7 protein-coding genes and 1 pseudogene are annotated in these 8,025 nt (G+C 60.9%); 6 read left to right on the forward strand and 2 right to left on the reverse strand.

The features are described 5' to 3' along the window. Positions 1 to 67 precede the first annotated feature (67 nt). Positions 68 to 649, reverse strand: a complete 582-nt coding sequence (locus ACTHUY_RS08655) for a DUF421 domain-containing protein (RefSeq protein WP_441655379.1) — start codon at positions 647 to 649, stop codon at positions 68 to 70. Positions 650 to 977: 328 nt separating this feature from the next. On the opposite strand from ACTHUY_RS08655, the gene ACTHUY_RS08660 reads away from it, so the two are divergent. The 6 genes from ACTHUY_RS08660 (at position 978) to dapB (ending at position 7,346) form a co-directional block, all read left to right on the forward strand. After that, on the forward strand, positions 978 to 1,259 hold the full coding sequence (locus ACTHUY_RS08660; RefSeq protein WP_441678496.1) for a hypothetical protein: 282 nt from the start codon (positions 978 to 980) through the stop codon (positions 1,257 to 1,259). Further along, positions 1,259 to 2,278 (forward strand): bifunctional riboflavin kinase/FAD synthetase, encoded by a 1,020-nt coding sequence (locus tag ACTHUY_RS08665; protein ID WP_441655378.1) that lies wholly within the window; start codon positions 1,259 to 1,261, stop codon positions 2,276 to 2,278. The genes ACTHUY_RS08660 and ACTHUY_RS08665 overlap by 1 nt, the downstream gene beginning before the upstream one ends. 181 nt (positions 2,279 to 2,459) lie before the next feature. After that, positions 2,460 to 2,729: a 30S ribosomal protein S15 gene (rpsO, locus tag ACTHUY_RS08670; RefSeq protein WP_441655377.1), complete on the forward strand. Its 270-nt coding sequence runs from the start codon at positions 2,460 to 2,462 to the stop codon at positions 2,727 to 2,729. 182 nt (positions 2,730 to 2,911) lie between these two features. Continuing rightward, a complete protein-coding gene (locus ACTHUY_RS08675) occupies positions 2,912 to 5,206 on the forward strand; it encodes a polyribonucleotide nucleotidyltransferase (protein ID WP_126702987.1) in 2,295 nt (764 codons plus the stop codon). Positions 5,207 to 5,308: 102 nt separating this feature from the next. Further along, positions 5,309 to 6,601 (forward strand): M16 family metallopeptidase, encoded by a 1,293-nt coding sequence (locus ACTHUY_RS08680; protein ID WP_441678499.1) that lies wholly within the window; start codon positions 5,309 to 5,311, stop codon positions 6,599 to 6,601. 4 nt (positions 6,602 to 6,605) lie between these two features. Continuing rightward, entirely contained in the window at positions 6,606 to 7,346 is a 741-nt protein-coding gene (dapB, locus tag ACTHUY_RS08685) for a 4-hydroxy-tetrahydrodipicolinate reductase (protein WP_441655374.1), read from the forward strand. Positions 7,347 to 7,504: 158 nt separating this feature from the next. Here dapB and ACTHUY_RS08690 read toward each other — a convergent pair. Then, positions 7,505 to 8,025 (reverse strand): annotated as a pseudogene (locus tag ACTHUY_RS08690) (alkaline phosphatase); the annotation flags it as partial.

An 8,025-nucleotide genomic window follows, 5' to 3' on the forward strand; every position in this document is an offset into this window, starting at 1 on the left:
CGGTTATCCCGGCGAAGTATTTCCCCTAGGCCGCGCCCTATAGCGCCCTACGAATGTGTGTCTCTGACTAGATGGCGTTAGCTTCCTTGGTCCAGCGGATCAGGCCGCGCGGGATCTTCTCCTTGCCGATCACGTCGTCAACAAGGCCGTGATCGATGAGCCGGTCCGAGGTCAGGATTGAGATTTCGCCGGTGGGTTCGAGGATAATCGCCGAGATCTGATCGTTGGATTGGATACCCGCCAGGCGAAGCTTTGACTGGAGTTCGTCACGGCTGATTCTGGTCTTCCGAAGAACATCCTCGAGGGGCTTCGATCCGGCATACAGCAAAATCGGCTGGTTGTTTACCCAGTGCTCGCCACGCTTCGTGTGGGCGATCTGTCCGATCGTTCCCTGTAGGGCAACAAGCGTCAGGAAAGCGATGATGCCGGTTGTGAGGGTAGGGCCCGGACCTAGGGTGGCACGGCCGACGACGGCACCGAAGATGATTCCCGCCAGCATGTCGAAACTCGTTAAGCCCGTGAGCACTCGAGCACCAAGTATTCGTGACACGAGAATGACAAGAAGGTACATGACGGTCGTGGCGATAACTGTCGCCAGCGCACCTTCCGGGGTAATAAACAGCCATTCCAGCAGAATCTCAGTATCCATAGAACAAGCTTGCCAAATCCCAAGCTGATCGACCGAGAAAAGGAGAAAACAGACACCGGGCAGGTGTTTCTCGTTGGATATCGGATAGGGGAGAGATGGCGGTCATTGGAAGGAGCAAAACGAGAGCCCGCAAGTCCTGCGGAAGCATGGACGGTATGACGTACGACGGACTGGATTACCGGATGACCAGTCGCACGATCAGTGGCATGCTAGTACTGCAGACCGGTGTTGACAGTGTTGCAGAATTTTGCCGAGCATCACCCACGTCCCTATTTCTCCAACTGCATACGGTTCCGCCTAGGCGGGTGGATCGACGTAGACTGTGCCCATGAGTCAAACCTGTGCATGTGGAAAGCGCGAAGTATCGGCAGCATCCAGCGGCTGTGGCTGTGGAGGTCATGGCCACGCCCACGGTGGCGGCCACGGTCATTCCCACCAGGGTGGTGGCTGCGGTTGTGGAGGTCATGGCCACGCCCACGGTGGAGGCCACGGTCATTCCCGCCAGGGTGGCGGCTGCGGTTGTGGCGGCGGTGGATCAAAGGGCGTTGATCCGCGGATTGTCGACCGCTCCGAGGGTCGCCCGCAGCTCGGCCTGCGTTCCGGCCTCTGATGCTGGTCTGGCGTACACCCGCCGACACCCCGTCCGATTTCGAAGGCTCCGTCGTTACTGTTGGGGTGTTCGATGGTGTGCACAAGGGGCACAGGGCTGTCATTAACGAAGCGGTTGTTGAGGCCCGGTTACTCGGAGTTCCCAGCGTTGTGCTGACCTTCGATCCCCACCCGGCCACCGTTCACAACCCGGACCGGACCGTACCTCTCGTTATTTCGGTCGAGGACAGGCTCCGCAGGCTCGAAGCTCTCGACGTCGACATTGTTTACGTCCAGCACTACACGCGCGACTACTCCCAAGCCACGGCAGAAGAGTTTATTCTCGACCAGCTTGTGGGTGAGCTCAAGGCAAAGTCTATTGTCGTCGGCGAGGATGCTCGGTTCGGACGCGACAACAGCGGTGACTGCGACTTTTTGATGGACATGGCGGACAAGCACGGCTTTACCGCCACCGTGGTTTCCGACCTCGAGGACGATGCGTCCGGGCGACGCTGGTCCTCGACCTGGCTACGCGAAGTGCTCGACCGCGGCGACGTCAAGGCCGCGACGAAGGTGCTTGGTCGCCTGCACCGGCTCCGGGGTACCGTCGTTCACGGCCACAAGCGGGGCCGCGAACTCGGTTTCCCCACCGCAAACCTGCAAGCATCATCCGCCGGGGTTGTCCCCAAGGATGGTGTGTACGCTGGCTGGCTCGTCCGGGACGTCCCCGGTACCTCAGCGGTGGAGAATCTACCGGCAGCTATCTCGATTGGCACCAACCCCCAGTTTGATGGCAAGGGAAGAACGGTTGAGGCACACGTCCTCGGACGTGCCGACCTTGACCTGTACGGCGAGGACATCGCCATCGATCTCGTTGCCTACCTTCGCCCCATGGTTTCTTTCGACAGGGTGGAGACGCTCCTTGAGCAGATGGATGAGGACCTGCGGCAGTCAGCCCTTGCCCTTGGCGTCCCGGTATCCGGCCGGGTCGACCCAACTCAGGTGACCGCTGGCCTCCAAGCCGAAGAGTTCAACCTGTAACGATTCTCCGGGGACCGCGGTTGCCATGCCGCGGGTGCGTAGCGAATATCACCGGATGCTCGCGGTGAGTGCCTGGGGGCTGCGTGGTAAGCTTGCAAAGCCGTTAGATCGGCCACGGATGCGTCATGCCCGGGAGAACAGGCCCCGGAGCTCTGTGCAACGGAAAGAAACTGGAGAATCAATGGCTCTCTCAGCTGAGAAAAAGCAGCAGATTATCAAGGAATACGCCACCCACGAGGGTGACACTGGTTCGCCTGAGGTGCAGGTTGCTCTGCTCTCGCAGCGCATCAAGGACCTGACCGAGCACTTCCGCTCGCACAAGCACGATCACCACTCACGTCGTGGTCTCATGCTTCTCATCGGTCAGCGTAAGCGCCTCCTCAAGTACCTCGCGGACGAGGACATCGAGCGTTACCGCGCTCTCATTGCACGCCTCGGTCTGCGACGCTAAGACCACCGGCCCGGGCCCAGCAGGCCCGGGCCAACCGCTGTCTAGGGACAGCACACTGAAGAAAAAATAAGAAGAATAATGTATGTGGAGCGGACGCCCGGTCCTCGGTTGCAAATTACGGGGCAGGTACCCGTGACTGGCAATCGATGACCGTGACCGTCTCCAAGAAAGATAGAGGAACCATGGAAGGTCCCGACGTTAAATTTTCCGAAGCAGTCATTGATAATGGCTCCTTCGGCACCCGCACGATCCGTTTCGAAACCGGCCTGCTTGCGCGCCAGGCAGCCGGAAGCGCAATGGTTTACCTGGACGGCGAGACCGCTATCCTGTCCGCCACCGCAGTCTCGAAGGCACCGAAGGATCACTTCGACTTCTTCCCGCTGACCGTTGACGTGGAGGAGCGCTCATATGCCGCCGGTCGCGTCCCCGGCTCGTTCTTCCGTCGTGAAGGCCGCCCGGGTACGGACGCGATCCTCGCGTGCCGTCTCATCGACCGCCCGCTGCGTCCCGCCTTCGTCAAGGGCCTGCGCAACGAGGTCCAGGTTGTTGCCACCGTAATGGCGGTGCACCCTGATGATGCGTACGACGTTGTCGCCATCAACGGCGCATCGATGTCCACCACACTGTCCGGTCTGCCCTTCTCGGGCCCGATCGGCGCCACCCGCATCGCACTCATCGACAACCAGTGGGTTGCTTTCCCGCGCTACTCCGACCTGCCCCGCGCAACCTTCAGCATGGTTGTTGCCGGCCGTATCGTCGGTGACGACGTTGCCGTCATGATGGTTGAGGCTGAGGCTGGCGAGTACGCCTGGGACCTTATCCAGGAAGGTGCTCAGGCACCGACCGAGGAGACCGTCGCCGAGGGTCTCGAGGCCGCCAAGGGCTTTATTCGCGTTCTCTGCGACGCACAGCAGGAACTCGTCGACCAGGCTGGCAAGGAGACGCAGGACTACCCGCGCTTCCTCTCCTACTCGGACGAGCAGTTCGACCGCGTTGAGAAGCAGATCGGTGACCGTCTCGGCCCGATTCTCGAACTCGTTGGCAAGGCCGACCGCGATAACGCACTGAACGAGCTCACCACCCACGTGGTTGCCGAACTGTCGAAGGACTACCCGGAGGGCGAAGGCGAGCTGTCCGCAGCCGTTAACGCCGTCTTCTCGAAGCAGATGCGTCACCGCGTTCTCACCGAGGGTGTTCGCATGGACGGCCGTCAGCCCGCGGAGATCCGTTCGATCTCCGCCGAGACCAATGTTCTTCCCCGCGTGCACGGCTCCGCCCTGTTCCAGCGTGGCGAGACCCAGATCCTGGGTGTCACTACCCTTAATATGCTGAAGATGGAGCAGCAGCTCGACAACCTCTCCCCGGAGAAGTCGAAGCGCTACATGCACCACTACAACTTCCCGCCCTACTCGACCGGTGAAACCGGCCGCGTTGGCTCCCCGAAGCGTCGCGAAATCGGTCACGGCATGCTCGCAGAGCGCGCCCTCGTCCCGGTCCTTCCGTCGCGCGAGGACTTCCCGTACGCAATCCGTCAGGTCTCCGAGGCCCTCGGTTCGAACGGCTCGACCTCGATGGGCTCCGTCTGTGCATCGACCCTGTCGCTGCTGAACGCCGGTGTGCCGCTCCGCGCCTCCGTCGCCGGTATTGCCATGGGTCTCATGTCCGAAGAGATTGACGGCGAGCAGCGCTACGTTGCCCTCACCGACATTCTTGGCGCCGAGGATGCCCTGGGCGACATGGACTTCAAGGTTGCAGGTACCCGCGAGTTCGTGACCGCTATTCAGCTCGACACGAAGCTCGATGGCATCCCGGCCCAGGTGCTCGCAGCGGCACTTGGCCAGGCACGCGACGCACGTCTCGCGATCCTCGACATCCTCGATGGCGCGATCTCGGTTCCGGACGAGATGAACGAGACCGCACCGCGAATCATCACCATTAAGATCCCCGTTGACAAGATCGGCGAGGTCATTGGCCCCAAGGGCAAGATGATCAACCAGATCCAGGAGGACACGGGCGCCGAGATCTCGATCGAGGACGACGGCTCCGTGTTCGTTGGTGCGACCACCGGCTCTGCTGCCGAGGCCGCACGTCAGGCGATCAACTCGATCGCCAACCCGACCATGCCCGAGGTGGGCGAACGCTTCGTTGGAACCGTCGTCAAGACAACCTCCTTCGGTGCGTTCGTATCGCTGACCCCCGGTAAGGACGGCCTGCTCCACATCACGCAGATCCGCCGCATGGTTGGTGGTAAGCGCGTCGAGAACGTTGAGGATGTCCTCAACGTGGGCGACAAGGTCCAGGTTGAGCTCGCTGAGATCGACCAGCGCGGCAAGCTTTCGCTCCACGCCATCGTTGAGGGCGAAGAGAACGAGTCCGCTGAGGAGAACGATAACGAGGAGAACGGTCACGAGGAGCGCGCCGAGCGTAAGCCCCGCAACCGCAACCGTCGTCGTACCCGTTCCTCCGATGAGGACTAAGTAGCCACGACTAACCAGTCACGACTAATCAGTCGTTAACAACCGATAAGGATGTTATGAGTATGGGCCGGACCTTCGGGACCGGCCCATACCGGTATCACCATGACATATACAGAAATCCGCCTGGCAGACCAGGACCTTGATGTCGAAGACTCCGGAATGCATTTGCGCCGCACCCTCCGCCACGGCATTCGCTTCATCACCGAACACATCCCCACGCAACGCTCCGTTGCGCTCGGCATGTGGATCGGTGCGGGTTCCCGCGATGAAGAAACGGGCCATGAGGGCTCCACGCACTTTCTGGAACACCTGCTCTTCAAAGGCACCAGGAACCGTTCCGCTATCGATATTGCTGAGGAGCAGGACTTCCTTGGTGGCGACTTCAATGCCATGACCGGCAAGCAGTTCACGGCCTACCACGGCAGGGTCTTCCAGGATGATCTGAAACGCGCGGTTGACCTCCTTGCCGACATGATCACCTCGGCACGGCTCGACCGGGAAGACATGGACGTGGAGCGAGGAGTGATCCTCGACGAGCTGGCCATGTATGCTGACGATCCCTCGGAAGTGGCCCACGAGGCACTGCCTGCCGCGGTTTTTGGCGACCACTCGCTAGCCCGCCCCGTGGGCGGAACCAAGCAGTCAGTGGGTGCACTCGACCACGGCTCCCTGCTCGAACACTACGCTGACCACTACCATCCGGGTGAACTGGTCGTTGCGGCCGCAGGTGCCGTTGACCACGAGGAGTTCATCGAGACCGTTATCGATGCACTGCGTCGTCACGGCTGGGAACTGGATGGCACGGACACCGTGCCCCGCCGGATCGAGTCACCCCTGTCCTATAACCTGTCGGACCGTCGGATCGTTCAAGCATCCGAGCAGTCCGCCGTGGTGATTGGAATGCCGGGGGTGACAAGCGATGATCCGATGCGACCCGCCCTGATCGCTGCCCTCACCATCCTCGGCACCGGTTCCTCATCCCGCCTCTTCCAAGAGGTACGAGAAAAGAGGGGATTGGCCTACTCTGCTTACGCTCTCGCTGCGTCCTATGAGACCGGGGGACTGGTAGCTATGGCAGCACCAACCTCCCCGAAGAACGCCGATATCGTCGCCGAGCTCATGAACGACACCCTCAACTCCATGGTCGGCACGGTTAAAGAATCCGAAGTGGAGTCCGCCTATCGCAGGCTCAGGGCCGGGGTTGTGTTCGATGCTGAAGCCGCGCAGCAGAGAATGATGAGGCTCGGACTGGCTGAGGTTGCCACCGGCCGGCTTATTTCCATGGACGAATCGCTCCGCAGACAGCGTGCCGTCACACGTGACGATATTGAGCAGGTGCTGTCACAGCTCGTCGTGAACGACCGGGCTCGCGTTGTCGTTGGACCGGTAGAGTGATCCCATGAAGATTGCAGTCATTGGAGCAAAGGGCCGCATGGGCCAGGCCATGAGCGCGGGAGTCGAGCAGACGGATGGGCTGGAGCTGGTCGCACAGCTTGATGCCGGTGATGAAATCACGACCGAGTCCCTCAACGGGGCAGAGGTCGCCATCGAATTCACCCGTCCCGATTCGACACTCAAGAACACCCTTGCCGTCATAGGTGCAGGAGTGCACTGCGTCGTTGGCACGACGGGGTGGACGGATGAGGGGCTGGACCAGGTGCGGGAGCTCCTGGAAACAAAGCCCGGTGTAGGCGCCATCATCGCACCCAACTACGCTCTGTCCGCCGTGCTCGCCATGTCGTTTGCGAAGAAGGCAGCAGCCTACTTCGAATCCGCGGAAGTCATCGAACTTCACCACCCGAACAAGGTCGACGCACCCTCGGGAACGGCTCTGACAACCGCCAAGGGAATTGCCCAGGCGCGCCGCGAGGCGGGTCTGGGTCCCATGCCCGATGCAACCGAAACGGATCCGGACGGCGCACGCGGAGCAAACATCGATGGAGTACACGTTCACGCGGTACGCCTGCGCGGCCTGACCGCACACGAAGAGATTGTCTTCGGTAACCCCGGCGAGCAGTTCACGATTCGTACCGATTCCTTCGACCGCGAATCGTTCTTCCCCGGCGTGCTCCTTGCCGTGCGGGAAGTATCCGGCAGGCCAGGCCTGACCTACGGTCTCGACCAGCTTATGGATATATAAATTATGAATTCTTAGAGAAGTTTCTTCTCAACCAATAGTGGGGCCCGCATGTCCAGTACATGCGGGCCCCACTATTCCTGATTGCTACGGGTTGTCGCAGCGTAGTTGGTGAGCGGCGGGCCGAGGGAGGTGACGGACCTTGGCCCGCCGCTCAGTGCTTAGAGGTGGCGGTTGAGGGCAGGGGTGTCCCTGCCGTCGCCGTCCCAGTCGCCAACGAGGATCGTGTCGGTAGACAATCCCAGCGTGATTTCCTGCTCGGCGTTGCCGCCGGTGTGGGCGTTGTTGATGAGGAAGACATTGTCGCGTCGTAGCGTAACAGTGTCGGTTCCGTCGCCGTTGAAGTCACCCGCGAATGCCTCATCGGATTCCCAGCCGTACCTGTACTCAATATCGGTGTTGCCACCGGTTAGAGCATTGTTGACGAAGAAGACCTTGCCACGGCGAACCGTGAAAGTATCCGAGTCGTTGCCGTCCCAGTCGCCGACAAGGATTTCGTCGTTGTCGCGGCCGTACTTGAACTCGTGATCGGCGTTGCCACCAACCAGTTCGTTGTTCAGGTAGATGGTGTGGCCGCGGCGAACACCGAGGGTGTCGGTTCCGTCGCCGTCCCAGTCGCCGACGAGAATTTCGTCGTTGTCGCGGCCGTACTTGAACTCGTGATCGGCGTTGCCACCAACCA

The organism is Flaviflexus sp. (genome assembly GCF_052087705.1).
Lineage (GTDB): Bacteria > Actinomycetota > Actinomycetes > Actinomycetales > Actinomycetaceae > Flaviflexus > Flaviflexus ciconiae.